At 62.4% G+C, this 25,481-nt stretch carries 21 protein-coding genes, 2 tRNA genes and 1 pseudogene; 11 read left to right on the plus strand and 13 right to left on the minus strand.

Annotation, left to right across the window (positions count from 1 at the left end; translation table 11 throughout):
• The first annotated feature begins 75 nt into the window (after nucleotides 1-75).
• Nucleotides 76-729: a phosphate signaling complex protein PhoU gene (gene phoU / locus AC0J5Z_RS19645; RefSeq protein WP_017198057.1), complete on the plus strand. Its 654-nt coding sequence runs from the start codon at nucleotides 76-78 to the stop codon at nucleotides 727-729.
• Between the two features lie 144 nt (nucleotides 730-873).
• On the opposite strand, the gene AC0J5Z_RS19650 is transcribed toward phoU, so the two are convergent.
• Nucleotides 874-1,620, minus strand: a complete 747-nt coding sequence (locus AC0J5Z_RS19650; RefSeq protein ID WP_475035687.1) for a phosphoglyceromutase — start codon at nucleotides 1,618-1,620, stop codon at nucleotides 874-876.
• A 69-nt stretch (nucleotides 1,621-1,689) separates the two neighbouring features.
• On the opposite strand from AC0J5Z_RS19650, the pseudogene AC0J5Z_RS19655 reads away from it, so the two are divergent.
• Nucleotides 1,690-2,511: pseudogene (locus tag AC0J5Z_RS19655) on the plus strand (class I SAM-dependent methyltransferase).
• 21 nt (nucleotides 2,512-2,532) lie between these two features.
• Here the strand turns inward: AC0J5Z_RS19655 and AC0J5Z_RS19660 are convergent.
• Both AC0J5Z_RS19660 and AC0J5Z_RS19665 read right to left on the minus strand, forming a co-directional pair.
• Nucleotides 2,533-2,871: a DUF2516 family protein gene (locus AC0J5Z_RS19660; RefSeq protein WP_475035690.1), complete on the minus strand. Its 339-nt coding sequence runs from the start codon at nucleotides 2,869-2,871 to the stop codon at nucleotides 2,533-2,535.
• A gap of 9 nt (nucleotides 2,872-2,880) precedes the next feature.
• Nucleotides 2,881-4,065: a trans-sulfuration enzyme family protein gene (locus AC0J5Z_RS19665; protein WP_475035694.1), complete on the minus strand. Its 1,185-nt coding sequence runs from the start codon at nucleotides 4,063-4,065 to the stop codon at nucleotides 2,881-2,883.
• A gap of 73 nt (nucleotides 4,066-4,138) precedes the next feature.
• Here AC0J5Z_RS19665 and tmk point away from each other — a divergent pair, with 73 nt between their 5' ends.
• From tmk to AC0J5Z_RS19680, 3 genes are read left to right on the plus strand one after another with little or no spacing between them, the layout of a single operon-like run.
• On the plus strand, nucleotides 4,139-4,783 hold the full coding sequence (gene tmk / locus AC0J5Z_RS19670; RefSeq protein ID WP_475035696.1) for a dTMP kinase: 645 nt from the start codon (nucleotides 4,139-4,141) through the stop codon (nucleotides 4,781-4,783).
• On the plus strand, nucleotides 4,780-5,931 hold the full coding sequence (locus tag AC0J5Z_RS19675) for a DNA polymerase III subunit delta' (protein WP_475035701.1): 1,152 nt from the start codon (nucleotides 4,780-4,782) through the stop codon (nucleotides 5,929-5,931). The genes tmk and AC0J5Z_RS19675 overlap by 4 nt, the downstream gene beginning before the upstream one ends.
• Before the next feature lie 8 nt (nucleotides 5,932-5,939).
• Complete coding sequence (locus AC0J5Z_RS19680) at nucleotides 5,940-7,580, plus strand: alpha/beta hydrolase (RefSeq protein ID WP_475035704.1); 1,641 nt, start codon at nucleotides 5,940-5,942, stop codon at nucleotides 7,578-7,580.
• On the opposite strand, the gene AC0J5Z_RS19685 is transcribed toward AC0J5Z_RS19680, so the two are convergent.
• Nucleotides 7,577-8,308 carry an HAD family hydrolase gene (locus tag AC0J5Z_RS19685; RefSeq protein ID WP_475035708.1) on the minus strand — a complete coding sequence of 244 codons (732 nt, stop codon included), beginning with the start codon at nucleotides 8,306-8,308 and terminating at the stop codon, nucleotides 7,577-7,579. The genes AC0J5Z_RS19680 and AC0J5Z_RS19685 overlap by 4 nt on opposite strands.
• 215 nt (nucleotides 8,309-8,523) lie before the next feature.
• Here AC0J5Z_RS19685 and AC0J5Z_RS19690 point away from each other — a divergent pair.
• A tRNA-Thr gene (locus AC0J5Z_RS19690) sits at nucleotides 8,524-8,596 on the plus strand.
• Between the two features lie 55 nt (nucleotides 8,597-8,651).
• Here the strand turns inward: AC0J5Z_RS19690 and AC0J5Z_RS19695 are convergent.
• The 9 genes from AC0J5Z_RS19695 to AC0J5Z_RS19735 all read right to left on the minus strand — a co-directional run bounded on the left by AC0J5Z_RS19695 (nucleotide 8,652) and on the right by AC0J5Z_RS19735 (nucleotide 16,821).
• On the minus strand, nucleotides 8,652-9,083 hold the full coding sequence (locus AC0J5Z_RS19695; protein ID WP_475035710.1) for a DUF3592 domain-containing protein: 432 nt from the start codon (nucleotides 9,081-9,083) through the stop codon (nucleotides 8,652-8,654).
• A gap of 36 nt (nucleotides 9,084-9,119) precedes the next feature.
• On the minus strand, nucleotides 9,120-10,289 hold the full coding sequence (locus AC0J5Z_RS19700) for a DUF6226 family protein (protein ID WP_475035712.1): 1,170 nt from the start codon (nucleotides 10,287-10,289) through the stop codon (nucleotides 9,120-9,122).
• 174 nt (nucleotides 10,290-10,463) lie between these two features.
• A complete protein-coding gene (locus AC0J5Z_RS19705; RefSeq protein WP_475035714.1) occupies nucleotides 10,464-11,303 on the minus strand; it encodes an aldo/keto reductase in 840 nt (279 codons plus the stop codon).
• Nucleotides 11,304-11,441: 138 nt separating this feature from the next.
• A complete protein-coding gene (locus AC0J5Z_RS19710; RefSeq protein ID WP_475035718.1) occupies nucleotides 11,442-11,882 on the minus strand; it encodes a hypothetical protein in 441 nt (146 codons plus the stop codon).
• 8 nt (nucleotides 11,883-11,890) lie between these two features.
• Nucleotides 11,891-12,544 carry a bacterial proteasome activator family protein gene (locus AC0J5Z_RS19715; protein WP_475035720.1) on the minus strand — a complete coding sequence of 218 codons (654 nt, stop codon included), beginning with the start codon at nucleotides 12,542-12,544 and terminating at the stop codon, nucleotides 11,891-11,893.
• A 90-nt stretch (nucleotides 12,545-12,634) separates the two neighbouring features.
• Nucleotides 12,635-12,826 carry a YbdD/YjiX family protein gene (locus tag AC0J5Z_RS19720; protein ID WP_475035723.1) on the minus strand — a complete coding sequence of 64 codons (192 nt, stop codon included), beginning with the start codon at nucleotides 12,824-12,826 and terminating at the stop codon, nucleotides 12,635-12,637.
• Nucleotides 12,826-15,096 (minus strand): carbon starvation CstA family protein, encoded by a 2,271-nt coding sequence (locus tag AC0J5Z_RS19725; RefSeq protein WP_475035725.1) that lies wholly within the window; start codon nucleotides 15,094-15,096, stop codon nucleotides 12,826-12,828. Before AC0J5Z_RS19725 ends, AC0J5Z_RS19720 begins: the two co-directional genes overlap by 1 nt.
• A 145-nt stretch (nucleotides 15,097-15,241) precedes the next feature.
• The gene (locus AC0J5Z_RS19730; protein ID WP_475035727.1) at nucleotides 15,242-15,790 is read right to left on the minus strand and encodes a PadR family transcriptional regulator; all 549 of its coding nucleotides are present in this window, start codon (nucleotides 15,788-15,790) and stop codon (nucleotides 15,242-15,244) included.
• 47 nt (nucleotides 15,791-15,837) lie between these two features.
• Nucleotides 15,838-16,821, minus strand: a complete 984-nt coding sequence (locus AC0J5Z_RS19735; protein WP_475035729.1) for an NAD(P)H-quinone oxidoreductase — start codon at nucleotides 16,819-16,821, stop codon at nucleotides 15,838-15,840.
• Between the two features lie 101 nt (nucleotides 16,822-16,922).
• Between AC0J5Z_RS19735 and AC0J5Z_RS19740 the strand changes: the two genes are divergently transcribed.
• The 5 genes from AC0J5Z_RS19740 to AC0J5Z_RS19760 all read left to right on the plus strand — a co-directional run bounded on the left by AC0J5Z_RS19740 (nucleotide 16,923) and on the right by AC0J5Z_RS19760 (nucleotide 25,474).
• Nucleotides 16,923-17,010, plus strand: a tRNA-Ser gene (locus tag AC0J5Z_RS19740).
• 548 nt (nucleotides 17,011-17,558) lie between these two features.
• Nucleotides 17,559-18,563 (plus strand): alpha/beta hydrolase, encoded by a 1,005-nt coding sequence (locus AC0J5Z_RS19745; RefSeq protein ID WP_475035733.1) that lies wholly within the window; start codon nucleotides 17,559-17,561, stop codon nucleotides 18,561-18,563.
• 100 nt (nucleotides 18,564-18,663) lie between these two features.
• Nucleotides 18,664-19,269 carry a hypothetical protein gene (locus AC0J5Z_RS19750; protein WP_475035735.1) on the plus strand — a complete coding sequence of 202 codons (606 nt, stop codon included), beginning with the start codon at nucleotides 18,664-18,666 and terminating at the stop codon, nucleotides 19,267-19,269.
• A gap of 646 nt (nucleotides 19,270-19,915) precedes the next feature.
• Nucleotides 19,916-20,701: a VOC family protein gene (locus tag AC0J5Z_RS19755; protein ID WP_475035737.1), complete on the plus strand. Its 786-nt coding sequence runs from the start codon at nucleotides 19,916-19,918 to the stop codon at nucleotides 20,699-20,701.
• A 240-nt stretch (nucleotides 20,702-20,941) separates the two neighbouring features.
• Nucleotides 20,942-25,474, plus strand: a complete 4,533-nt coding sequence (locus tag AC0J5Z_RS19760; RefSeq protein ID WP_475035740.1) for an ExeM/NucH family extracellular endonuclease — start codon at nucleotides 20,942-20,944, stop codon at nucleotides 25,472-25,474.
• Nucleotides 25,475-25,481 lie beyond the last annotated feature (7 nt).

A 25,481-nucleotide genomic window follows, 5' to 3' on the forward strand; every position in this document is an offset into this window, starting at 1 on the left:
ACTGGTTGGACTGTCAATGGTTTTGAAATCCGACCCCCACCATGGGAACAGGATTTCCAAGGAAAGGACGCCTTAGTGCGCAAGGTTTTTCAGGAGGAGCTCACCCAGGTAGGTGACGACCTCATCGAGATCTCCAAGCTGGTTCACGAAGCAATCACGAAGGCTACTACTTCCTTCGAAGGCGCCGACGTGGATCTTGCCCAGGACGTCATCGCGGCGGATGCCCGCATCGACTTCCTGCAGAACAGCCTCGACGAGCGCGCCATCGACATCCTTGCCCTGCAGGGCCCTGTCGCGAGCGACCTCCGCATGATTGTGGGTTCGCTGCGTATGAGCGCGTCGCTGGAACGCATGGGTGACCTCGCCCGTCACGTTGCCCAGCTGGCGCGCCTGCGCTACCCGGCCACCGTGATCCCCGCTTCGCTGACCCAGACCTTCAAGGCCATGGCCCAGCACGACATCGAGATCACCGCCAAGGTGATCGAGCTGCTGGAGACCCGCGATCTTGAGGTAGCCCGCGACATCCTCAAGATCAACATCGCCGTGGACGACCTCCACCTCAGTGTCTTCAAGGCCATCGCCTCCCCCGAGTGGAATGAAAGCCCTTCCACCACCGTGGACGTCGCCCTCGCCAGCCGCTACTTCGAGCGCTTCGCCGACCACGGCGTCTCGGTCGCCCGCAAGGTCACCTACCTGGTGACCGGCGAATGGCAGCCTGAAGGTTTCTAGCCTTCACCTACCGCAGAACAAACGACGGCGGCCGGTCACCAAAGGTGACCGGCCGCCTGCCTTTAACTGCGGCGCAGCGCGTTCTTCGGCCGGGATGCGTCTAAGGGAGGAACGACCGAGCATCCGGCGAAGAACCGCGAAGCCTTACTTCTTGCCCTGGTTGGCCACCGCGAGGATGGCCTGGGCTGCGGCGTCGGGATCCAGGTAGGTTCCACCGGGGGTGATCGGCTGGAAGTCCTCGTCCAGTTCGTACACCAGCGGGATGCCTGTGGGGATGTTCAGGCCGGCGATAGCTTCGTCGCTGATGCCGTCCAGGTGCTTCACGAGGGCGCGCAGGGAGTTGCCGTGGGCCGTAACCAGAACAGTCTTGCCTGCCTTGAGGTCTTCTTTGATGTCCGATTCCCAGTAAGGAAGAAGGCGGACCAGGACGTCCTTAAGGCACTCGGTGCGCGGCAGGGCTTCGCCCAGATCCTTATAGCGGACATCGTGGGCCTGGGAGAATTCGCTGTCGTCGGACAGGGGCGGCGGCGGGGTGTCGTAGCTGCGGCGCCATTCCATGAACTGCTCTTCGCCGAACTCGGCCAGTGTCTGGGCTTTGTCCTTGCCCTGCAACGCGCCGTAGTGGCGCTCGTTGAGGCGCCAGTCGCGCTTGACCGGGATCCAGCCGCGGTTGGCCTTGTCCAGCGCCATGTTGGCGGTGTTGATGGCACGCTTCAGGAGCGAGGTATAGAGGATGTCCGGGAGGATGTCGTTCTCAACCAGGAGCTCTCCACCGCGCACTGCTTCTTCGCGGCCTTGATCGTTCAGGTCTACGTCCACCCAGCCGGTGAACAGGTTCTTGGCGTTCCAGTCGCTGTGGCCATGGCGCAGCAGAATCAGCTTGTAAGTCATGGTTTTCATCCTAGCCGAGCGGCTACATGACCTGCCCGGCGTTACGTCCGCGCGAGATAAAGTGGGGCCGTGGTGCAAAAAGCAGAACGGGTGGGCTCTCCCCGGAGTCGGGGCGGAAAGCCGGTTGGCAACATCACTCGCGGGACCACGAATCCCAACCGCATGCGCCGCCTTGACCGTTGGCTTGCCGGTCCGCAAGCGTGGCGGCTGCGCGCCGCCGGCGACCCCCTTGTTGTGGACCTGGGCTATGGCGCCTCGCCCACCACCGCCGTCGAGCTTTTTGAGCGGCTGCGGGCCGTGCGATAGGATGTGCGGGTCTGTGGAATCGAGATCGAACCGGAGCGCGTACGGACTGCCAAGTCACTGGAGCGGCCGGGGCTCAGCTTCCATGTGGGCGGCTTCGAAGTGCCGGTGCCGGGCAAGCCCGTGTTGGTGCGTGCTTTCAACGTGCTGCGGCAATATGAGGAAGCGGACGTCACCGGGATTTGGCGATTGGTGCAGTCGCGCTTGGCACCCGGCGGTCTGTTCATAGACGGCACCTGCGACGAAATCGGCCGGCGCGCCACATGGGTCGCCTTGGATGCGGAGCGCCCGTTGAGCCTCAGTTTTTCCGTGCGGTTCGGCAGTTTTGAGCTGCCGTCGGAGGTCGCCGAGCGGCTGCCAAAAGCCCTCATTCACCGAAATGTCCCGGGCGAAGCAATCCACGCGTTCCTGCAGGCCATGGACAAAGCCTGGCTGGACGCGGCGCCGTTGGCGTCGTTCGGGAACCGGCAGCGCTGGACGGGAATGTGCCGTTCACTGCGCGACGCCGGGTGGCCGCTTCAGGATGGTCCCTCGCGGTGGCGCCTTGGCGAACTGACCGTGGCGTGGGATGCGGTGGCGCCCCGCTAAGGCTGATTTACAGTAACGCCGTTACCAAGGGCCGTAGGGGCCGACGTTGCGGTTGCCGCCACTGCCGGCCTCACGCACGGCGGGACGGACATCGGCAAGGTAGACGCAGGCCGCCGTGACAGCAGCGATGCTGAAGATCAACATGCTGCCGGCGGTCGGGAGTGTCAGCAGCCCGATCGCGACGGCCACGCCGGTGAGTGCCAACCAGAACATCTTGGTGCGTTTCGAAGCCGCTACGAAGAGCGTCGGCTTGTGCCGCAGACAGTCCGCGAAAGCCCACAGTTCCAAGGCAAGTGCCACCAAGCCAAGGATCCAGTAAACCCCGCTGGTAACGTAAGCGATCAAGAAATTTCCGTCCACTCCCCCAGCCTAACCGTCCAGCGACTTCAGCGCTTGCTCAAGGTCGGACCAGAGGTCTTCCACGTTCTCGATCCCGACGCTCAACCGGACCAGGTTCTCCGGAACGCTGAGCGGCTCAGCCGTGTGCCGGCGTCGGCGTTCAATCAGTGACTCAACCCCACCCAGAGACGTCGCCGGCAGCCAGAGCTGCAAGGCGCGAACCAATTCGTCTGCGGCGTCGGCCCCGCTGCGCTGTTCGTCGCCGGCGATTTGGATGCAGAGAATGGAACCGAAACCCTTCATCTGCGCTTTTGCACGCTCATGCCCAGGATCCGTGGGGAGGCCGGGGAACCGGATGGCTTCGACGCGGGGATGGACGCTGAGTCGTTCGGCGAGCGCCGCGGCGGACGCTTGGGAACGCCCGATCCGCAGCGCAAGGGTGCGCAGGCCGCGAAGTGCCAGCCAGGCTTCAAACGGTCCGGCGATCCCGCCGTGGATGATCCGGTGATGAAGCAGGGTGGCGCGCAGCTCCGGGTTGGACGTCACCAACGCGCCTAGGACGACGTCGGAATGGCCCGCCAAATATTTGGTCACCGAGTGAAGCACGACGTCGGAACCCAGGCTGAGGGGCTGCTGCACCAACGGCGTGGAGAAGGTATTGTCCGTGACCACGATCGCGCCCACCGCGTGTGCGGCATCAGTGAGGGCGCGGACGTCCGCGATACCGAGCATGGGGTTAGTGGGGCTCTCCAACCAGAGGAGGTCCGCCTTCTTGCCGCTTTCAGGGCTGATGAGGGCCTTCACGGCGTCCGTGTCCGTGATGTCCACGGTGCGAAGTTCCAGGAAGCCCTTCTCCGCCAGTTCGGTCGCCATGACCAGGGAACCTGCGTAACTGTGCGAGGGCATCACCACCACACCGCCGGCGGGAACCAGCGACAACGCGGAGCTGACAGCTGCCAGGCCGGAGGCATAGAGCAGGCCCGGGAGCGTGGCGCCTTCCAGTTTGGCCAACGCGTCCTCGAACGGATCCCAGGTGGGGTTCGCGTAGCGTCCGTAGCCGCGATCTCCATCGCTTAATGAACCTGTTCCGAAGTATGTGGAGGACAGGACGATGGGCGGATTCACCGGCTCGTCGTGGGCGCGCTCGGGACGGCCGGCGGCAACTACAACGGTTTCCGGAGACAATTCGGCGGCGTGCTGATCGGAAAGGCTCATGGTTTCAGCGTAGTGCTGGGCGATGCTGTGGATGAAGGCCGTCTCGTATGCCGGTGATCGGTAGGCTAGTCGAGTGAGTATTAAGAGCCCAGGCCTTTTCATCGCCTTCGAAGGCGGGGACGGAGCGGGCAAGTCCACCCAGGCTGCCCGGCTCTCCGACGCCCTCGAGTCCCGGGGTTTTTCCGTGCTGCGCACCCGCGAACCAGGCGGCACCCCCATCGGTGAGAAATTGCGTTCCCTGGTCCTTGACCACGGGCACGGTACCATCGATCCCCGCACTGAGGCCCTCATGTTCGCCGCCGCCCGCGCCGCCCATGCCAGCCAGGTGATCCGGCCCGCACTGGCCGACGGAACCGTGGTCATCACGGACCGCTACATCGATTCGTCCGTCGCCTATCAAGGTGCCGGCCGCGGCCTGGGTGCCGAAGGCGTTTTGTCACTCAACGAATGGGCCACCGAAGGCCTGCATCCGGACCTTACAGTACTGCTCGACGTCGATCCCTCCGACGGCCGCCAACGCCGAACTGCCGGGGAAGCCACCGAGGACCGGTTGGAGTCCGAGCCCGACGCTTTCCATTCCGCCATCCGCCACGCGTTCCTGGACCTTGCTGAGGCTGCGCCGTCGAGCTACCTCGTCCTGCCCGCCAGCGCCGACATTCAAACGCTGGCTGCGCGGATCCTGGAACGGGTGGAGTTGCTGTTGGGCGACCGCACGTGAGCGTCTGGGACGACCTTCAAGGGCAGGCATCCGTCGTCGCGCAACTGAGGCAGGCGGCGCAGGGCGATACCGGCCTCACCCATGCATGGCTCTTCACCGGACCGCCCGGATCCGGCCGTTCCAACGCGGCCAAAGCGTTCGCCGCCGCCTTGAACTGCGAGCAGGACGACGTCACCATGCGTGGCTGCGGCGAGTGCGCGGCGTGCCACACGATCCTCGGTGAGACGCACTCGGATGTAACGTTCGTGCGCACCGAAAAGGTCACCATCACCATCGACGAAGCCCGCGAACTCGTGTCCAAAGCAGGCGACCGGCCGGCCACGGGCCGGTGGCGGATCATCGTGGTGGAGGACGCGGACCGCATGGCCGAGCGCACCACCAACGTGCTGCTGAAAGCTATCGAGGAACCCACTCCCCGCACCATCTGGATGCTGTGCGCCCCCTCGCCCGCGGACGTCCTCGTCACCATCCGTTCCCGTTGCCGTCCGGTAAGTCTGCGGCTGCCGCCGGCTTCCGACGTCGCTGACCTTTTGGTGAGGCGCGACGGCGTCGAACGCCAACTCGCGGACCGTGCGGCGCGTGCGGCGCAAAGCCATATAGGGATCGCCCGGCGGTTGGCCCGCGACGCCGATGCGCGGCAACGTCGGATGGATACCGTTCGTATTCCCCTTGGTCTTCGGGGCGTCACCGCTGCCGTGATGATGGCCGAAAAGTTGGTCAAGATCGCCACCGAAGAAGCCAACAGCTCCAACGACGAACGCGACGCCGCAGAGAAGATCGCGCTGCTTGCAAGCTTGGGCGCTCCTGAGTCCGGCACTCTCCCGCCGTCCATGCGCAGCCAGGTCAAGCAGCTCGAAGACGACCAGAAGCGGCGTGCCAAGCGCTCCATCACTGATTCGTTGGACCGCACGCTGACGGATCTGCTGTCCTTCTACCGGGACGTACTGATCATCCAACTGGGGAACGCAGTGGAACTGGTTAACGTTGAACTCAAGAGCGAACTCGAAGAATACGCGGGCCATTCAACGCCGGAAACCACCTTGGCGCGAATGGACGCCATCAACAAAGCCCGTGTCCGAATTACCACCACCAACGTGGCGCCGCTGTTGGCTGTCGAGTCCATGGCCACGAGCCTTATCCAGCAATAGGAGAATGCATGAAGTCCGCACCCCGCCGGTCCGCCGGTACCCCTTCAAGGGACCGGTCTGCCCAGCTTGATGCGGGTGGTGGTTCGGCAACCCGGGGTGTCACAGGGCCAGGGGGACGTAGCCGCGGGTTCGCTGCACTGTGCGTTGCCCTTGCTTCCATGCTGGTACTCAGCTCGTGCACCATCCCCTTCCTGCCAACTCCCACGGCCAAACCGTCCACCAGCACGGTGGACCCTTCCATCGCGGCCTCAGCACCCGAGGGTCTTGAGAAGTTCTATTCGCAGACCGTGGAGTGGAGCTCTTGCGAGGACGGTTTCCATTGCGGCAAGGTCCAAGTGCCCATGGATTACGCTAATCCGGCATCCGGGGACATCACCCTTTCCGTCATCAAGTTGCCCAGCACCGGAAACAAACAAGGGTCTATCCTGGTAAACCCGGGCGGACCTGGTGGCTCCGGCGTGGATTTCATCAAAGATGCCGGCAACACCCACTTCACCGAGAAGGTGCGGGCGAACTACGATGTGGTCGGTTTTGATCCACGGGGTGTGGGTCGCTCTGCTCCGGTGACCTGCATGACCGATGCCGAACGTGATGCCGCCCGCGAAAAGGTGTTCCGCAAGAACACTGACGAAGGACTGGCCGCCGCGCTTGCCTTCAACAAGGCGTTCGCTGAGCAGTGCGCCGAGCAGACCGGGGACGTTCTGGGACACATCGATACCGTGAGCGCTGCCAAAGACCTGGACATCCTGCGCGCGGTGGCGAATGATGCCAAGCTCAACTACCTGGGCTTCTCCTACGGCACGTTCCTCGGATCGACGTACGCTGCGCTCTTTCCGGACAACGTGGGCCGCGTGGTCCTTGACGGCGCCGTGGACCCAGCCATCAGCAACGAGGAACTGACGGCCGGCCAGGCACGTGCCTTCGAAAGGGCCCTCCGCACATACGTGACCAACTGCCAGGGCCAGCAAGAGTGTCCCTTGAGCGGCTCCGTGGACAACGGCGTCCAGGAAATCCAAGAGCTCATCAATGCCGTGGATCAGAACCCCCAGACCGCCAAAGACGGCCGTCTGGTGACAGCCAACGACTTCGTCAACGGCCTCATCCTGCCCCTCTACAACGACCAAAGCTGGCCGGCGCTCACCCAAGCCCTGGACAGCGCCTTTTCCGGAGACGTGTCCCAGATGATGCGGCTTGCGGACCTGGGCGCCGACCGCGAACCCAACGGCACTTATAGCTCCAACTCCGCTTTCGCATTCCAGGCCATCAACTGCCTGGACTATCCGATGGTTACGGACACTGCCGGCATGCGGGCTGAAGAAGTCCGCCTCATGCAGGATTCCCCCACGTTCGGTGCGTTCTTCGCCTACGGCGGTGTCACCTGCAAGGACTGGCCCTACCCCAGCACGCGCACTCCCGCGCCAGCGGAATACAACGGATCTGCACCCATTGTGGTGGTCGGTACCACCGGTGATCCCGCCACCCCGCTCGAGTGGTCCCAGTCGCTGCGCAAGCAGCTTGAGAATGCTTCCCTCGTCACGTGGGAAGGTGAGGGGCACACAGCCTACGGCCGCGCGAACTCGTGCGTCAGCACCGCCGTCGACGACTACTTTGTTGATGGCAAACTGCCGCAGGACGGCCTCAAGTGCTAGAGGTGCCTGGCTTCCAGCTTCTCCACCAGGAGCGGGAGCTGCTTGATGGAGTCCACGACGGCGGTGGCTCCGGCCGCGCGTAGCGTCGCCTCTGAGTGCGAGCCAGTCAGGACGCCGGCCACGAGGGACGCTCCCGACCGGACGCCCGAGAGCATGTCCGAGCTGGTATCGCCCACCACAGCAACCTCGCGCACGTCATCGAGGTCCAGTGCGAGCACGGCAGTCAGGATCATGTCCGGGTACGGCCGTCCGCGTCCGGCATCGGCAGGGCAGAGGCTAAGGTCCGCTAGGCCCATCCAGCCCAGGGATTCCAGCACCATGTTTTGGGTATGCCGGCCGAATCCCGTGGCCAAGCAAATCTGCATGCCGGACTCACGCATCCACAGTATGGCGTCCTCTGCTCCCGCAATGGCACGGACACCGCCGTCTTCAATGAGCTCGTCATAGGCGTTTTCGAAGACCTTATTGGCGCTTTCGGCCACCGCGGCGTCGTCGAAAAGGTGGCTGAAGACTGTCATCTTCGAAAAACCCATAGTGTCCCTTGCATAACCGAGCATGCTCTCGAATCGGCTGCTGCCCGGTTCGATCCCGTGTTCCACAAGCGCCCGGGACATGGCCCGCTCGGTGCGGCCGTCGTCGGTAATGGTGGTGCCCACCATGTCCACGACGGCCAACCTCAACCGATTCGGTGTGTGGCTGGCGTCCCTGGTCAAAGCGTCCCCGGTCATTGAGCGGCTCCTTCGTTTGTATGCGTGGCAGGTGCACCTCACCACAGTTGATTCCCCAGCTTCCGGCTGCCGGGAAACCACCGCCTGAACCCGGCCCGACGGGCGGGTGAACATCCCCGCAACGGCCTCCACCGCCCTCGTTTTGACCCGGGTGCGGTGCCTCTATTACAGTTATGTCTTGCGTGATCGCCCGGGAAACCGGTGATGAACGCGGTGCTTCCTTAGCTCAGTCGGTAGAGCGTTTCACTCGTAATGAAAAGGTCATCAGTTCGATTCTGATAGGAAGCTCAGAGAAAAAGCCCCGCTGGTTCGTTGAACCGGCGGGGCTTTTGTTTGCTGCTTGTCATCCCACGGGGAGTATCCCGATGAACCACAATGAGCCCGCGGCGAAGGCCATGAAGACGGGAAGCAGGCAGCCAACCAGCATTTTGGACTGGCTGACGACTTGGTAGGACTCTTGTGGGTCTGCAGGGTTATAGGCCACGGCCAGCGGTGAGCCGGGTAGGGTTTCGTTCACCGTTGAGACATCAGATTCTCCCCCGTAGACAACACCGCGGGAGTCGCTGAACTGGTAGTACGGCCGGAAACGGCGGTTGCGGGTGGAGCTGCCCCCACCATTGGTCCAGCCGGAGCGGTTTCCAGTCACAGTCGCGAGGACTTTGGGCCACCTGGAGACCAACGTCTCCCTGCGTTTCATCTCCCTGATGGCGCTGAAAAGCGTCCATATAACGGCGAGCACGAATAGCGCCCACACAACATAAAGCACGACTTTCACAACTGCTCCCCCCCACATCGGGTCCTCGCGATCAGGTCAGTCGCGGGCACTCCGGGTCTTCCTTGGCGGCCATGGCCTCCAGCCATTTTGTACTGCTTTGAGTCGTTCCTCCGCGGCGGCGAGCTGAGCCGGGGTAGTCCCCTGCGGCCCCCTCCCGCTGCGGCTGCCTGATCCGTCAGCGGTAAAAAGCGTATACTCTGCCCAGCGCTCCCGTCCCACCGGGTAACGTTCGCCATACCCTCCTGCTGCAACTCCAAGGACCAGCTCCTCCAAGCGGGACGCTTCGCTCTCAGCCGTTTCGTCACAAGCGTCACAGCCGCAGATGGGAAATGGAAAGTCGTGCAGCGCACCCGCGCGGACCACGACACCCGGGAAACTTGTCCAGACGAACGTCAATGGCGCCGCTAGAGGGTCGCGCGGCGTCAGGCGTGCCACGGCGATCACCTCGACAGTGTTCAGGGAGACCTCCATCGCGTGGGCAGGATCCAGGCTGACGTCGACGTCGTATGCGCTCTCCAAGTACTCAAGTAGGGATCGGGCTACCTTGTGGAGGCCTTCGAAGCGTTCAACGTGGGTTTCCACGCTGGAGGAGTCCTCCGGTGGGCTCTCACCGCCCCATCGGTTCCCGTACTGGATCACTTGGCCGTCGGCATCACGATATTCGTGGTTCGGCAGCTCCGGCCGCTCATAAAGATCATGGGCCTGCCCCACAGGAACGGGCCGCAATTCGGGAAGCGCAGTTTCGTCCAGTTCGTCAGTTGACCACTCCCTAAGACGGGTGACAAGTCCGGCCACCATGGTGTCGTCGACTTCCGCCAAGCCGTCAAACAAGCGGTCCACCGTTATCATCATGCCGCGGTCACCGGCTTCGCGGGATCCGTCCGCCATGACCCTCCAGTGTGCTTCCGGGCGCATCGACACAATGACGTTCCCGACGAAAATGGTGGCAGCATCGCGTAGCTTGGGGTCGCGCAAGATTAGGTCGACGTTGGTTCGCAAGAAGGCGAGCAGGCTGGCTAAGTCAATAGCAAGGTTCTCTGCGGGAACGCCGCTGCTTTGGCAGAACACCATGAACGGCGCGTAACCGGCCAGGTGCTTGACCGGAGCCTCGTCCTCCGACGCTGGCCGATACAGCGCAGTCTTGGAGGAAAGTGATGCGGGCAGCCCGGATGCAGGCCCGTCAAAAAGACCTTCCATATCCCCCATGGGCCCATCCTAGGACGACCGCAATTGTTTGGACGCCGAATGGTGAAATAAGTTCGCGGCTCCTCCGCTTTGAGCGACGTTGCGCTGCCCCGCCGAAGCGAGTGGCGCCGTCGAGCGTTAACGGCAGGTGCCCCGCCCCCAAGGGGGACGGGGCACCGCGGTAAAACTCGGGGTTTAGGCGAAGTCGGAGACTGCCGGGTCCGGTCCGATGCGGCCTTCAGCACCGCGGTCCAGGCCATTGATGGCCTCGATGTCAGTGGCATCCAGCGTGACGTTGAGCGCCGCGAAGTTCTCCTGAATGCGGGACTCGGTGACGGACTTGGGGATCACGACGTTGCCGATGGCAAGGTGCCAGGCAATGATGACCTGCGCCGGAGTGGCATCATGCTTGGCGGCGATCTCAGCCACGGTGGCGCTTTCGAGCAGCTCGCCGCCCTGGCCAAGCGGGGACCAGGCCTGGGTCAGGATGCCCTTGGAAGCGTTGAATTCGCGAAGCTCGGCCTGGTTGAAGAACGGGTGCAGTTCAACCTGGTTGATGGTCGGAACCACACCGGTCTCATCGATAATGTGCTGCAGGCCTTCCTTGGTGAAGTTGGAGACACCGATGGACTTGACCCGGCCGCGCTTCTTGAGCTCGATGAGGGCCTTCCAGGTGTCAACATACTTTTCCTGTTTGGGCTGCTGCCAATGAATCAGGTAAAGGTCCAGGGTCTCGAGGCCGAGACGGTCCATGGACTCCTCGAAAGCTGCGAGTGTGGACTCGTAGCCCTGGTCTGCGTTCCACAACTTGGTGGTGATGAAGATTTCCTCGGCGGAAAGGCCGGAGGAAGCAATGGCACGGCCGACGCCTGCCTCGTTGCCGTAGATCTTGGCGGTATCGATGTGGCGGAATCCGGCTTCGAAAGCCTGGCGCACCACCTTTTCGGCTACATCGTCTTCAACTTGCCACACCCCGTAGCCGAGTTGGGGGATGGTGTTGCCGTCGTTGAAAGTAAGTGTTGGTGACGAAGTCATGTTTGCCATCCTCCCAGCAAGCAGTCGCGAAAAGCGCCGAATGTTACGCAGATCAGCTATGCGCTTAACTTCTTGCATGCAGGGAATAAAGGCGTGCGCGGGTAGTTGCTAATGCGCCTCATTTAGCGCAGCTGGGTTTCAGGCTCCCAGTTGACGCTCCGCGTCAGCAACCTGCTCGAAAACTGATTCCGCCCGGCGTCGAACGGACAACGCGCCCACTGGAACGGGTCCCACGGCCAACCTCAACATAGCTGCGGCCTCAGCCGTAGTGGCCAGGGAATTTCCTGCTTTGGACAGGGCGCGGTGCACCCCGGCAAGTGCTCCCGGGACATCCAATCCGTCGCTCGGAGACCGTTTCTGTGCCTCGACGCAGATCATCCTCACCCGAGGTGATAGCTCGGCAAGTTCGTTGGCTATTTGCACCAGCTCGATGTAGAGCTGCTCATCATCCACGCCCTCAAGGACCTGGTGGTACCGGTCCAGCCCACGATGAAAACGATCATGGGCTCGGCGCCACAATCCCTTACCAAGCTCCAGATCGTCCTTCCGCCCTTGACGGACGGCCCCAAAGAAACCCACCTGCGAACTCAGAGGTACTGGCCCGGGCCGTGGTCGGGGTCTTCCCGGCGGCCTTGGGCAGCAGCGCCCGGCGCGCCGGGTGCAGCCGCCCGCTGCGGTTGGCCGTTCTCGCCGATGACGATGCCCGGCGCAATCACAGTTCCCGGCGGGAGCTGACGGAGTTGCATCTGCGCGGCAGCGTGCTCCTTGGCGGCCTGCTGTGCGGCGATCGCAGCCTGAATGCCATGGAACAAGCCCTCAAGCCAGCCAACGAGTTGTGCCTGCGCAATGCGAAGCTCCGCATCAGAAGGGGCTTTTTCGTCCGGGAGGGGCAGGCTGATCCGTTCCAACTCCTCGATGAGTTCAGGAGCCAGCCCGTCTTCAAGTTCCTTGATGGACCGCTCATGAATCTCGGCAAGGCGACCGCGAGCGGCGTCGTCCAACGGCGCGGCCTTAACTTCTTCCAGGAGCTGGCGGATCATGGTGCCGATCCGCATCACCTTGGCTGGCTCGTCAACGAGTTCGTGAAGGTTTCCTCCCTTGGGCCTGGCCTCCTTCTCCACCCCTTCCGGCCGGGGTTGCTGTCCATTGGGCGTCTCGAGGCCCTCGTCCAGCATTGTTCCCTCCACGGGGGTGTCGTCCGAAGCCTCATCCGTGGGCTGAATGTTGTTCAGATCGCTCATTCGTTCATACTCTCACGTGGTTCCTGCGAACCTCTGGCCACAACCGGATTTTGGACTTCGTTCGTAGCGAAACCCGTGCCGGATGCCGACTCAACAGCACCTGCCCTGGGGGTTGCTGTCCTGCCGGTCCATCCGATCCCGCCAGAACTCTCGTTCAGTCATGGCGCGACCGGCATGGCCGGTAGAAGCGAAATGCTCCAGGTACTTCCGGTACGCGTCAGCCCCCATGAGCGAACCCAGATAGGCGGCGAAGCCCCGAAGGCCCCTCAAGACGGTGTTCATTAGTGGTGGCTGGCCTTCTGTGTTCGTTTCTCCGCAGGGAGGGCGTTCCATTCTGTGAGCAACTTCTTCTCTGCAGCCGTGGGGAACAGCCCCGCGGGTGCGTACACGTTGGAAGGAACAGGCGGGTCTTCATGGTCCTGGCCGCCGCCTGCGCGGATTGCCTTGATGGTTGCCAGGAGGGCGGCGACGATCACGATGATGCTCAGTGTCACGAAGATGACGGAAAGCACACCCTGGATCATGGTGTTACGGACTACCGCTTCCATGGCTGCAACGGTCTTGGCCGTGCCGAATTCCGTCTTGCCGTCAGCCAGTGCCTTGGAGAACGCTTGATTGTTGGCGAAGTAGCCCACTGCCGGGACTGGCGAGAAGATCTTGTGGAAGCTGGCCGTGATGGTCACAACGGCCGCGAAAGCCAGCGGAGCTGCCACGATCCACAGCCATTTGAAGACACCGCGCTTGGCAGTAATGGCGAGGCACACAGCCAGCGCAATGGCTGCCAGGAGCTGGTTGGCGATGCCGAACAGTGGGAAGAGCGTGTTGATGCCACCCAGCGGATCGGTGACTCCCATCAGGAGCACAGCACCCCATGCACCCACCATGATGGCGGTGCACAGCCAGGCTCCGGGCCTCCATGAAGCTTCCTTGAACTTGGGAACAAAATTGCCGATGGAGTCCTGCAGCATGAAACGGGCAACGCGCGTGCCTGCGTCAACGGCGGTAAGGATGAAGAGTGCTTCGAACATGATGGCGAAGTGGTACCAGAAAGCCATCATTCCCGGTCCGCCGATGAACTGCTGCATGATGTGCGCCAAACCGACCGCGAGCGTGGGAGCTCCACCGGAACGGGAAACAATGCTTTCCTCGCCGACATCCTTTGCGGTCTGGGCCAAAACGTCCGGAGTGATGTTCACGTTGGCAAGGCCAAGGCTGTTCACCCACTGCGCCGCAGATTCCACTGTGCCGCCGGTAAGGGCCAGAGGCGCGTTCATGGCGAAGTAGATCCCGCGGTCGATCGAGATCGCGGCAACCAAGGCCATGATGGCCACGAAAGATTCCATCAACATGCCGCCGTAACCGATGAAGCGGGTCTGCCGTTCCTTCTCGATCAGTTTGGGTGTGGTTCCTGAAGAAATGAGCGCGTGGAACCCCGACAGGGCGCCACAGGCGATAGTGACGAACAAGAACGGGAACAGGGCGCCGGAGAACACTGGGCCGTTCTCCCGGCCGGCGAACTCGCTGAACGCCGGGACGGTGATTTCGGGGCGCACCACGATGATGGCGAGCGCGAGCATCACGATCACGCCGATCTTCATGAACGTGGAGAGGTAGTCGCGCGGAGCAAGCAGCAGCCAGACGGGCAGGATTGCGGCGATGAAGCCGTAAACGATGATGCCCCAGGCGATGGTGACCTTGTCCAGGTGGAAGAAGGCAGCACCCCACTCCGTACCTGCAACGGCACCCCCACCAATAATCGCTGCCATCAGGAGCACGAAGCCGATAATGGACACCTCCATCACCTTGCCCGGCCGGATGAAGCGCAGGTAGACACCCATGAACAACGCGATGGGGATGGTCATGCCCACCGAGAACACGCCCCACGGGCTCTCACCGAGGGCGTTGACCACTACCAGGGCAAGGATGGCCACGATGATGATCATGATGAGCAGCGTGGCTACAAGGGCCGCCGTACCGCCGATGACGCCGAGTTCCTCGCGTGCCATCTGGCCCAGCGAACGGCCACCGCGGCGCATGGAGAAGAACATGACGAGGTAGTCCTGGACGGCGCCTGCAAGAACGACGCCGATGATGATCCAGATAGTGCCTGGAAGGTAGCCCATCTGGGCCGCGATAACGGGTCCCACCAGCGGTCCGGCACCGGCAATGGCGGCGAAGTGGTGGCCGAACAACACGTTCCTGTCAGTGCGGACGTAGTCCTTGCCATCAGCTTTGTACTCGGCAGGAGTAGCGCGGCGGTCGTCCGGTTTGAGCAGGTAACGCTCAATGACTTTGGAGTAGAAGCGGTAGCCGATCAGGTAGGTGCAAACGGCGGCGAAGACGAACCAGATGGCGTTGACGGTTTCGCCGCGCACCAGTGCGAGCATGAACCATGCCACGGCTCCCAGCAGCGAAATAGCAATCCAGAGACCGATCTTGGCGGGGGTCCACCGGCGTTCCTCCGCTTCACGCACCGAGTCGTCCACAGCCGGTGCAGGCAGCGTAGGATCCAGTCCTTCCGCGAGTCCGGCTTGGTCAGGAATCGTACCCATATCTCCTCCTTGAGAACTGCTGCGCTGCCGTGGCCCGAACGCGCGTCACGGGCAAGCTAGCAAAGAGGTTCCCTGGTGCATGGCGGAACTCACCGCAGCATGGATTGGCTGCGGTGAACGGTAGCTATATTGCGATCAGCGGTGTTCAACCAATGCCGGCCCCGCCGTTGCCGCGCCCTTGCACCGTACGGGCCTCGCAGAGATCCAACCAGCGAACTTCCGCTTCGGCCTGGAAAATGAGTGAATCCAGCACCAGTAGCCAAGCTGTATCCGACGATCGTTGGTTGGCGGAGAGCGCCTTTCTAGCCTGAGTATGCTCCTGCAGGGCCTTGACCGAGACCTCCCGCTGGGACTGGATCACCGCAGAAGCATCCACGCCCGGAAGCGTCACCGCGAGCGCCAACTTGATGGCAATTTCGTTCCGTGGAGGATTTCCCCGGTCCACTGCGCCAGTGAACCAGGCCCCAACTTCCTCGGCCCCGGCGTCAGTGATGCTGTAGACGACGTGCCCGCCGCCGTCGTCGCCGTCTTTGCTGACCAGGCCGTCGCGCTCAAGCCTGTCCAAGGTTGTGTAAACCTGGCCGATGTTCAGCGGCCAGGCGGCACCGGTGCGGTCCTCGAACTCGACACGCAGCTCATAGCCGTACCGCGGCTGGTCCTGGAGCAGGGCCAGCAGGCTGTGCCGGATGGACATATGGCTCCTCGCTGTAGTTGGCGGATGAATGCAGTTGAACGGACGAATCAGAGGAGCAGTAGGACCTTGCCCACATGCTCGCCGGAATCAAAGTACTCGTGCGCTTCCCGAACGTGCTCCAGGGGGAAAGACTTGGCGACGAGGGGCCTGATCCTGCCATCGGTGAGCATGGGCCACACGAACTCGCGCACGGCGGACATGATGATTCCCTTCTCAGCGACCGGCCGCGGCCGGAGGGCTGTTCCGATGACAGCTGCCCGTTTGCTGAGGAGCTGCCCCAGGTTGATCTCGGCCTTTGTACCGCCTTGCAGGCCGATGACGATGAGTCGTCCGTAGTCGGCGAGCGCCTCGATATTCTGTTGCAGGTATTTGGCACCAACGACGTCGAGGATCACATCCGCGCCTTTGCCTCCGTTGTGAGCCTTGAGGCTTTCAGCGAAGTCTTCTTCGGTGTAATTGATGGCGATATCGGCACCCAGGAAGCCCTTGGCGGTGGCGACTTTCTCGTCCGTTCCCGCCGTGGTTGCAACCTTTGCCCCACAGGCCTTGGCCAGTTGGATGGCCAAGGTACCGATGCCGCCGGTGGCACCATGGATGAGCACAGTTTCGCCGGGTTGCAGCTGTGCCGTCATGATCAGGTTCGAGTACACGGTCGCGGCCACTTCCGGCAGGGCGGCGGCTGTGATCAGGTCCACGCCTTCGGGAATCCGGAGCACTTGCTCCACTGGGACGGCAACTTGCTGGGCGTAGCCACCGCCGGACAACAGTGCCACTACTTTGTCCCCCACGGAGAATGCTTTGGTGACGCCGGGTCCAAAGGCCGCGATACGCCCGGAAATCTCCAAACCTGGAACTTCCGAGGCGCCCGGGGGCGGCGGGTAGAAGCCACGCCGCTGCTGTACGTCCGCACGGTTCAGCCCCGCAGCCACGACGTCGATCAGGACCTCGCCCTCGCCGGGCACCGGAGAGGGGACCTCGCGGACTTCGAGGACTTCGGGTCCGCCTGGCTCTGAGATGTAGACGGCTTTCATGACGAACTCCCGGTTTCTTGCTTGTCCTCCAGCCCCGGCACAGGGGCTGGAGGACGTGATGTTTTGGAACAGCCAACTCCCTATGAAACACTACTAGGCGAGGAAGGTTGTCCGAGCGGCCTAAGGAGCTGGTCTTGAAAACCAGTGTGCGGTAACCCCGTACCAAGGGTTCAAATCCCTTACCTTCCGCGTAGACCGAGCATTTATGCAGGTCAGAGGCCGGTTGAGTCGATCCGAGTGGATTGATTCAACCGGCCTTTTGCGATCCTCAAGGTAAATTTGTGGCCGATCCGTGGCCGCTGGTTTTCCCCCCTTTTATCAGCAAAGTTGAGTACTAACTACGCGTGCGGGTCATCTGAAGCTGGTCTTTACTGAGTTCAGCGGATCCTCGCAACGGCCATCGTTTCCCCCACAATGGCTGGGGCTGCCCTCGGTTCCGCGGCAAGGGCCGGACCAAGCCTTCAAAGGCACGGTCCGGCCCTGCGCTTCGTAAGAGGCGTCCCTCAACCCGCGCTCCCTTAGCTAGCTCCGTCCTCATCCTCTACGTTGCCCGCGGCGATTCGTTCGCTGACTTGCCGGTAGGCGTCCTGAATGAAGTCTCCTAGGTCTTGCCGGCCGATCCGCGAAACGTTGCGCCACCGATTTGGATTCCCTTCAGTTGTCCCGTCTTGAGCATGGCGCGGATCTGCACCTCACTGGTTGCGAGCGCCCTCATACAGCACGCATCACCCGGGCAAGTGAGTTTGAACGACATCGGGGCCCTGAACGCCGATCAACTAAAAGCCTGGCTCGCCGCCCCTGCGAACAAAGACCGACTACAAGGGCTCCTGCAACAACCAGGGCTGGACTCCGTCGTGACAGCCAAGTGGTGGGCCGGGCTCGGCCACACAATCGTCAACGGGGCAATTGAACCCGGCATCAGTCAGTTGCTCCTGATCGAAGCCCTCCCCGGGGTTATCGGGAACCTGAACGGTGTCACCGCCACTGCCCGGAATGAAGCCAACCGGATACGTCTCTTTACCGAGCAGGAGCGCATCAACGCCGAACTCGCCAGGACGCCGGAGTCCTTGTTCACCAGCACAGGGCGGTCCATTCCAAACCCGCACTGGATACAGCTGCAAACGCAGCAGAAAGCCCTTGACGGTATCGGTCAAGCCCTCGTCAACGCGGGAGCGTCAGGAGAAGCTGTCCTGCTCGGCTTCGACCTCACCCACGGCTCACCGCAGGCACAGGTCTCTGCGGGCAACCCCGATACGGCCGACAACGTTACCTACGCAGTGTCCGGCATGCTCATCACACCGCAAAGCGGCTTCAATGATTGGGCATTCAACGCTGCGAACCTCCAGTCGCAACAAAAGCTGATCTCGAGGAAGAAGTCCTTCGCGGTGGTGGCGTGGATCAACTATGAACCGCCCACTGTTCCGACCGTGAACAGCGGCGATGCCGCCCGGGCCGGCGCCGACCGGTTCGTCGCAGACCTTCAGGGGTTCAACGCCGTCAGAGAGGGTTTGGGTAACAGGACCCCGGAGACCCTGCACGTACTGGCCCAAATGGGCCGCTTCCAACGCCAGGATCCGCGCCTGGAATCCTTCGGCGCGAAGTGTTCTCTTCAGAAGAGGTCACGATCGACGGGACCCAGTATCAAGGCACCACAGAACACAACACACTGGTACATGAAAATGGCGGCGACGGTTACGGGTACCTGGATAAGGGAACCACGGCTCTGTACGAGGCGGCCCTGACAACAACCGGCAACGGAGACCGTATCCTGCCAGGCGCACGACCCGTATCGCCACCGGCTGGATTTGCGGGCCGTTGAACAACTCAGGAAGAGTGAACTGCATGCCCCGTGAACCCAAGGCCCGGCTCAAGGCCCGCCGCATACTCGCCGGATTGTTCTGCGCGACTCTTGCACTGAGCGCCTGCACGCCCCCTGCCCCGGAGAACACCATGACCGGCTCAAGCAATCCCAGCGACCCCGCAACCGTCAAAGCCCAGGTCGAAGAACTCAAACAGGCCCTCGCGGACCTCCACGCCTTCAAAACGGAAACCCAAAAAGCTATCGGACCTCAAAAATGGGCCGACGAAGGCCTCCGAAACGGTCCCTGCAACACAAGCGACGGCAAAGACGGCGTGAACTACATCGTCCTGAGCCAAACTTCCGACCCCGTCGATCTGCAAGCATCAGTCAAAGTGGTCAAAACGTTCTGGGAATCCAAGGGCTTCACCACCCGCACAGAAACCAACCCCCGGGACCCAGGTCTCATCCGCCTCTACGCTGACAAAAACGGCGGACAATTGGTTTCCTACTACGCAAACATCGAAGGCTCCGGCTTGGAGATGGACAGCGTCTGCGTTGCCGGAGACCAAACCGCAATCTACAAAGAGCTGTATCCCGAAAATTTCGGCCTCCCTGCCAACCCCAGCCCCTCTCCGACCGCAAAGTAGAGCCGTTACAGCACGTTCCTTCTGCCGGCATTGCGACCATAGGCACTTGAAGCGAACAAGGTCGCGACGATCCAGCGCATAGAAGCTTACAATGCGTTTTGGGGCGTCCATCCGATGTGACGGGCTCCTTGGGGCTTGCCGGAGCCCCTGCCAAAGCCGGCCTTCCTCCCTGATGGGTCTATGGAAGTAACCCGCAGGCCTCAAGCTCAGGTGTTCTTGACTCACCTCGGCCCGCTGACGACTGCTCTGCTGTGGCCAAACTGTGGCCGGACGATCCAGTTGGAGCAGTAATAACCCATCATCGGACAGCACCAGGAGGCCGCTAGATTCCGATGAAATCAGCTGTTTCGGACTGGAGCGAACCGAAGCGGAACACAACCGACAAAACTTGAAAACCAGTGTGCGGTAACCCCGCGCCAAGGGTTCAAATCCCTTACCTTCCGCAAATGAGATGCCCCGGGTTCCAGGACCCGGGGCATCTTTGTTTGTGCAGACTGCATCTGCGGCGAGGCTCCGCCCGGAACTGAGAACTGACACCCGGAAGATCATTGAAAGTGTCAGAGGCCCCGCATAGTGTTCTGACTGTCGCCACCCCACTGACATCGGCCGCAGCTTTGGCTGCGGAATAACAACAGGAGCCTCACTTATGCCCAAGCCTGATATCACTCCCGGTTCCCCCTGCTGGATTGACCTCATGACGTCCGATACGGAGAGGGCCAAGGCCTTCTACACGGCTCTTTTCGGTTGGACCTATGAAACCGGAGACCAGGAGAAGTACGGCGGCTACATCACGGCTTCCAAGGACGGTCGGATGGTAGCGGGCATCATGGAGAAGCAGGCGGACATGGGTGCCATGCCGGACGTTTGGTCCACTTACCTCCGCACCGACGACATCAAGGCGACCACCGAGGCCGCTGCCGCCAATGGCGGCCAGGTGCTTCTGGAACCCATGGAGGTCCCCGAGCAAGGCAGCATGGCCATGTACGGGGATGCCTCAGGTGCCGCTATCGGCGCCTGGCAGTTCGGTGAAATGAAGGGCTACGAGGTTGCGGCCGAGGCCGGAGCTCCCGCGTGGCATGAACTTCTTTCCAAGGACTACGAGTCCGCGGTCACCTTCTACCAGAAGGTCTTCGGCTGGGACACGGACGTCATGAGCGACACTCCGGAATTCCGTTACACAACCCTTGGCGCCGGCGACGACGCCAAGGCAGGCATCATGGACGCCTCCGGTTTCCTGCCCGAACAGGTCCCCTCCATGTGGAGTGTGTACTTCGCGGTGGAGGACACGGACGCCACCGTGGAGCAAGCCACGGCACTCGGTGCCACCACTATGCAGCCCGCCGAGGACACGCCATTCGGTCGGTTGGCCACGTTATCGGACCCCACCGGAGCCGTCTTCAAGGTGATCCAGGACTTGGGGCAAACCGCCTAGAGTGTGACTTTTCGGATCCCGCCCGGCTGCCTGCCATCCAGGCGGCGGGTCGGATCCACTGATTACCTGCGGGCACCGAACCCTCCGGCCACCACAGGTCCATCTCCCATTCATTCCATCGTGTTCTGCTATGCCCGAGCTACAGGTTTACCCCGGAGTAACTTCCGGGATGCCCGCTTCACAAGACAGCGGGCGTCGTCCACAGGGCCCTACAGGGCTCCCTAATGAAAGTTAGAGCGGATGCACCAACAACATTTGAAATTAATTGCGGGAACTGTCCTGTCAGTCGGGTTGCTTGCAGCCCCGCTGACTGCTGTCCCGGCCATGGCCGCGGATGATCCAACCGTCGCCGGTACCTCCCCGGTGGTGATCAATGAGGCCTATCTCAGCGGAGGCAGCAGCGGTGCCGCCTTCAAGAACAAGTTCGTGGAGCTCTACAATTCCTCGGACGCCCCGGTCAGCCTGGCGGGCTGGTCGCTACAGTACAGGTCTGCCACTGCCACGGCCGCGCCCACGGGAATCACTCCCCTGACGGGCAGCATTCCCCCGAAGGGGTACTTCCTGGTACAAGGTGCCACCAACAGCGGTACCTCCACGGCGCCGGAACTGCCCACAGCCGATGTTCAGGCAACCGGCACGCTGAACCCCAGCGGGACAACCGGGACCCTGATCCTGTCCAGGCAGGCCACCGCGGTCTCACCGCTTCCGGCCGGGTCGGTGACGGGCAACGCAGCCATCGCTGACCTCTTGGGTTACGGCACCTCCAACACTTTCGAAACTGCCGTTGCAACCGCACCCGCCGGAAATGCGGATGTCAAGAGCCTGAACCGCACCAGCGGTGTTGACACGGACTCCAACGCCGCAGATTTCAGCCTCAGCGCAACCATCACCCCCACCGCCTCCAAGGGCGGCGGAACTCCGCCCGTTGATCCCGAGCCGGAGCCCGGTGTCAAGACCATTGCCGAGATCCAAGGAACCGGTACGGCGAGTCTGCTTGTAGGCAGCACCGTGACGACGCGCGGCAAGGTCACCGCCGTGTACGCCACCGGCGGGTTCAATGGCTACTACGTCCAGACCCCTGGAACCGGCGGTGAAAGTGGCGGGGCGGCCAGGGCGGCGTCGGACGCTTTGTTCGTCTATTCACCCGCGACGGCGGCAACGGTCCAGCCGGGCGACTACGTGCAACTCACCGGTGTTGTCAGCGAATTCGCCAACCAGACCCAGCTCTCCGTGGAAGCTGCGGGCTTGAACAAGCTCACCGAGGCGGCACCCGAGGTAAAGTCGACGCCGTTCACGTTGCCAGCCAATGAGACCGCGCGGGAAAGCCTGGAGGGCATGCTCCTGGCTCCGCAGGGTGACTTCACGGTCACGGACAACTATTCCTTGAACCAGTACGGCGAGATCGGCCTCGCGGCCGGCACATCCCCGTTGGTGCAGCCGACCGCGGTGGCCGCCTACGGTTCGCCGGAGTACGCCGCGGTGGTGGCGGACAACGCGCTGCGCGGTATCAAGCTCGACGACGGCGCGTCCACCAACTTCCTCAAGGACGCCACAACCAAGGCCCAGCAGCTGCCATACCTGACCACGTCCGATCCCGTTCGTGTGGGCTCCCCGGCGCAGTTCCGGACCGACGTGGTCCTGGGCTACGGCAACAACTCCTGGAAGTTCCAGCCACTTACGGCGCTGAACCCGGCCAACGCTGAGTCGGTCCAGCCTGCGAGCTTCACCGCGACCCGGCCCGAAGGTCCCGCTGATGTGGGAGGCAACCTCAAACTGGCGTCCTTCAACGTGCTGAACTACTTCCCCACCACCGGTGACCAGCTGGCCGGCTGCGTTTTCTACACCGACCGCGAGGGCAACCCGATCACGGTCAAGGAAGGCTGCAACGCCCGCGGTGCTGCCAATGCGGAGAACTTCGAGCGCCAGCAAAGCAAGATCCTCGCCGCTATCACCAAGTCCGGCGCTGACGTTGTATCCCTTGAAGAAATCGAGAACTCGGCACAGTTCGGCAAGAACCGCGACGACGCGTTGTCCAAGTTGGTTGACGCGCTCAACATCAAGACACCTGGTGTGTGGGACTACGTGCGCACACCCGCCAACGCTCCCCCGCTGAGCGATGAAGACATGATCCGCACCGCATTCATCTACAAGAAGGCCGTGGCCGAGCCCGTGGGCGAGTCCATCATCCATAACGACACCGCGGCCTTCGCAAGTGCCCGCAAGCCGCTGGCACAGGTCTTCAGGCCCGTGGGCGGGGACGATGACAAGAAGTTCATCGCGATCGTGAACCACTTCAAGTCCAAGGGCTCCGCAGCCACGCCGGACGATACGGACAAGGGCCAGGGCGCCTCGAACATCGCCCGCACCAAGCAGGCTGAATCACTGCTTGCCTTCTCCAAGGACCTCCAGGCCTCCAAGGGCACGGACAAGGTCTTCCTGATCGGCGACTTCAACGCCTACGCCAAGGAAGATCCCATCAATGTCCTCACAGGCGCCGGTTACACGGACCTGGAGGCTGGAACCGGCAAGCACTCATATCTGTTCGGTGGCATGGTGGGTTCCCTGGACCACATCCTCGCTTCCCCGGCCGCCAACAAGGTTGTGACCGGAACCGACATCTGGAACATCAACTCTTTTGAGTCCGTCGCGCTGGAGTACAGCAGGTATAACAACAATGTGACCAACTACTATGCCGGGGACGAGTTCCGGGCCAGCGACCACGACCCCGTGGTGGTGGGCCTGAACCTTACTGCCGACGAACCGGCAACCGTTGACCTGCAGTTCCTGGGTATCAACGACTTCCACGGCCGGATCGACTCCAACACAGTCCTGTTCGCCGGGACGGTCGAGAAGCTCCGCGCGGCAGCTGCCCCCGGCGCTACGGCCTTCGTTTCTGCCGGTGACAACATCGGCGCTTCCCTCTTCGCTTCTTCGGTAGCGAAGGACCAGCCCACCATCGACGTCTTGAATGCGCTTGAATTGCAGGCATCCGCGGTGGGCAACCACGAATTCGACGGCGGTTGGGCGGACCTGCGCGATCGCGTCGTAGCTGGCGGCACCAACGCGAAGTTCGCCTACCTCGGTGCGAATGTCTACCAGAAGGGCACCACCACTCCTGTCCTGCCGGAGTACAAGATCCTGGAGATGAACGGCATGCGAGTGGCAGTGATCGGCACTGTCACGCAGGAAGTTCCTTCCTTGGTGACTCCGGCCGGAATCGCGGACCTGGAGTTCGGTGATCCTGTGGATGCCATTAACCGGGTGGCGGCGAAGATCAAGGCCGAGAACCTGGCCGACCTCATCATCGTGGAAAATCACGACGGCGCTGCTTCCGGAACGCCTGAGGGTGCCACGTTGGAGCAGGAAGTCGCCGCTGGCGGACCATTCGCCAAGCTCGTCAACGAAACGACTCCAGACGTCGCCGCGATCTTCACGGGGCACACCCACAAGGAATACGCCTGGAACGCCCCGGTACTGGACGCCAACGGCCAGCCGACCGGCAAGACCCGACCCATTGTGCAGACCGGCAATTACGGCGAGAACGTGGGCAGCGTGACCCTCACAGTGGACACCGCAAGCAAGTCAGTGACTGCTTACAAGGCCGCCATCGTGGATCGGACCACTGACACCGCTGAAAGCCTCGTGGCTGCCTACCCTCGCGTGGCGGCTGTGAAGACCATCGTGGACAAGGCCCTCGCCCAGGCAGCCGAGATCGGCAACCAGCCGGTGGGCGCAGTGACCGCTGATATCACCACGGCCTTCACCCCGGACCCGGCGGGCGGCGCCCCCAAGCGGGACGATCGCGCAAATGAGTCCACACTCGGCAACCTGGTGGCGGACTCCCTCGTGGATACACTCAAGGCGCCCGAACTGGGCGCGGCGGAGATCGGCGTCGTGAACCCCGGCGGCCTGCGTAACGAGCTGTACTATGCACCTGACGGGACCATCACCTATGCCGAGGCCAACGCGGTGCTGCCATTCGTGAACAACCTTTGGACCACGTCCCTTACTGGTGCACAGTTCAAGACTCTTTTGGAGCAGCAGTGGCAGACCAACGCTGACGGCACCATCCCCAGCCGCCCCTACCAGCAGCTGGGCGTGTCCAAGAACGTCAACTACACCTACGATGCCGCCCGCCCCGCGGGCGACCGCATCACCGGCATCTGGGTGAACGGCGCTGTGATCGATCCTGCCAAGGAGTACAGGGTCGGGACTTTCAGCTTCCTGGCCACCGGTGGTGACAACTTCCGGGTCTTCAAGGAGGGCAGCAACACGAAGGACACGGGTCTGGTGGACCGCGACGCGTGGATCAAGTACCTGCGCGAGCACAATCCGGTGTCGCCGGACTTCGCACGCCGTTCTGTGGCCGTGGTCAACTCCACGGCGTCTGAGGTCAAGACCGGAGAGCCCGTTTCCCTGGCCGTGTCCAAGCTGAACCTCACCTCGATCGGCAGCCCGGCCAACGCAACCCTGAATGCAGTGTTCGTTGATGCCAAGGGCGCGGCTTTGGCGCTCGGTTCTGTTCCGGTCACGGCCGGCGAGGCCACGGTGAACCTCAAGGTTCCCGCTGCGGCGGCTGCAGGCGCCGGCACCTTGGTGCTCACCGCCGTCGAGAGTGGAACCGTGGTGAAGACGCTGGTGAACGTGGCGGAAAGCGGCACCAACCCGCCGCAGTGCACCGCACCCACCAAGCCATCCAAGTGGTATGACATCGTGGGCTGGCTTCGGTATGCGTTTGCCTGGCTGGAGTATCAGAAGTGCCTGAGGGGCTAACCACCCC

It is taken from the genome of Paenarthrobacter sp. TRD_SC_7, assembly GCF_056156245.1.

Bases quoted from the DNA above. Each gene is read 5' to 3' on its own strand.
- AC0J5Z_RS19750 (WP_475035735.1), top strand. From the start codon at position 18,664: ATGCCCCGTGAACCCAAGGCCCGGCTCAAGGCCCGCCGCATACTCGCC.
- AC0J5Z_RS19715 (WP_475035720.1), bottom strand. From the start codon at position 12,544: ATGAGCGATCTGAACAACATTCAGCCCACGGATGAGGCTTCGGACGAC.
- AC0J5Z_RS19720 (WP_475035723.1), bottom strand. From the start codon at position 12,826: ATGAACACCGTCTTGAGGGGCCTTCGGGGCTTCGCCGCCTATCTGGGT.
- AC0J5Z_RS19725 (WP_475035725.1), bottom strand. From the start codon at position 15,096: ATGGGTACGATTCCTGACCAAGCCGGACTCGCGGAAGGACTGGATCCT.
- AC0J5Z_RS19730 (WP_475035727.1), bottom strand. From the start codon at position 15,790: ATGTCCATCCGGCACAGCCTGCTGGCCCTGCTCCAGGACCAGCCGCGG.
- AC0J5Z_RS19760 (WP_475035740.1), top strand. From the start codon at position 20,942: ATGCACCAACAACATTTGAAATTAATTGCGGGAACTGTCCTGTCAGTC.
- AC0J5Z_RS19735 (WP_475035729.1), bottom strand. From the start codon at position 16,821: ATGAAAGCCGTCTACATCTCAGAGCCAGGCGGACCCGAAGTCCTCGAA.
- AC0J5Z_RS19650 (WP_475035687.1), bottom strand. From the start codon at position 1,620: ATGACTTACAAGCTGATTCTGCTGCGCCATGGCCACAGCGACTGGAAC.
- AC0J5Z_RS19685 (WP_475035708.1), bottom strand. From the start codon at position 8,308: ATGACCGGGGACGCTTTGACCAGGGACGCCAGCCACACACCGAATCGG.
- AC0J5Z_RS19700 (WP_475035712.1), bottom strand. From the start codon at position 10,289: ATGGGGGATATGGAAGGTCTTTTTGACGGGCCTGCATCCGGGCTGCCC.
- AC0J5Z_RS19680 (WP_475035704.1), top strand. From the start codon at position 5,940: ATGAAGTCCGCACCCCGCCGGTCCGCCGGTACCCCTTCAAGGGACCGG.
- AC0J5Z_RS19755 (WP_475035737.1), top strand. From the start codon at position 19,916: ATGCCCAAGCCTGATATCACTCCCGGTTCCCCCTGCTGGATTGACCTC.
- AC0J5Z_RS19705 (WP_475035714.1), bottom strand. From the start codon at position 11,303: ATGACTTCGTCACCAACACTTACTTTCAACGACGGCAACACCATCCCC.
- AC0J5Z_RS19665 (WP_475035694.1), bottom strand. From the start codon at position 4,065: ATGAGCCTTTCCGATCAGCACGCCGCCGAATTGTCTCCGGAAACCGTT.